1 protein-coding gene is annotated in these 1,188 nt (G+C 59.5%); it reads left to right on the forward strand.

Annotated elements, in window-relative coordinates; all coding sequences use genetic code 11:
• Positions 1-188: 188 nt before the first annotated feature.
• Positions 189-965 carry a DUF6537 domain-containing protein gene (locus tag QZH52_RS38585; RefSeq protein WP_301816543.1) on the forward strand — a complete coding sequence of 259 codons (777 nt, stop codon included), beginning with the start codon at positions 189-191 and terminating at the stop codon, positions 963-965.
• Positions 966-1,188: the final 223 nt, after the last annotated feature.

Below are 1,188 nucleotides of genomic sequence, written 5' to 3' on the forward strand. Positions count from 1 at the left end.
ACGATCAGGCTGAAACGTCGTCCACGATCAGCCTGAAACAGCGTCCACGTTCATCTGAAATGACGTCCACGATCGTCTGAAACGGGCGTCCACGATGCCCTGAAATACGCACTTGGCAGTTGGGGCTGGTGCCATTGTCGGGTGATGCGATCGAACGAACGATTGAGCTGAATGGAGCTGCGGTGGCAATGAATAAGCGTGCATTTGCATGGGGCCGCGTTGCTGCTTCAGATCCCGAAGCGCTGGCGCGAATCGTTGACCGACAGGAGCGAGCTCCTGCGCAAGAAGAGATGTCTTTTGACGAGCTGGTTGCACAGCGATCGAGCGAACTGACGTCTTACCAAGACGCCGCCTACGCGCGGCGGTATCTCGACATCGTTGCGCGCGCACGCGCGGCCGAGCGCAGGGTCAAGCCGGATTCGGAAGACTTCGCTCGAGCGGTTGCCATTGGTGCGTATCGACTCATGGCTTACAAGGACGAATACGAGGTCGCTCGCCTGTACGCCGAACCGGCGTTCATGGCATCGCTCAACGCACAGTTTTCGAAGGCCGAGAAGATCTCCCTCTGGTTGGCGCCGCCGCTCTTCACGGCGACCGACCCGAAGACGGGGCGTCCAATCAAGCGCAAGTTTGGCCCGTGGATTCTGAAGGCGATGGGCGGTCTGGCCAAGTTCCGTCGGTTGCGTGGCACGTTCGCGGACCCCTTCGGATACACGCACGAGCGTCGATCGGAGCGTGCTTTGGCTGCCGAGTTCTTGGTGGACGTTACGCTGCTTAGTGAAGGGTTGTCGGTCGCCAATCACGCACGCGCCGTAGCACTGGCTGAACTGGCTCAAGAAGTTCGTGGATTCGGACCAGTCAAGGAGGCAGCGATGAAGAAATACGCGGAGTCTCGAGCGTCACTGCAAGCTGCACCTGTCGTTCACAGGCATTCGGATCAACTTCCGGCAGTTCGGGTCGCTTGAGCGCAAGGCCGTGGGTACAGCTCGGTAAGCAATGGATGGACGCCCCCACCCGATGACGGAAGTTCAGTGCCAAAGTGCAATTGTCACCAACCACTTGATCCGAAAAGGGGCGTCAGAGCCGGCCGCGCAAATCTGAACACGCCGCAAAGTGGATAGGCTGCTCCCATGGGCGAGGACAGAGCCCGGATGACAGGAGCAGACGACATGAGCAAAAGACCCCGCC

Origin of the sequence: Variovorax ginsengisoli (genome assembly GCF_030486595.1) — a bacterium.
GTDB lineage: Bacteria > Pseudomonadota > Gammaproteobacteria > Burkholderiales > Burkholderiaceae_C > Variovorax > Variovorax ginsengisoli_B.

What these genes read in the sequence shown, in the direction of transcription:
- QZH52_RS38585 (WP_301816543.1), top strand. Translation starts at nt 189, where the DNA reads ATGAATAAGCGTGCATTTGCATGGGGCCGCGTTGCTGCTTCAGATCCC.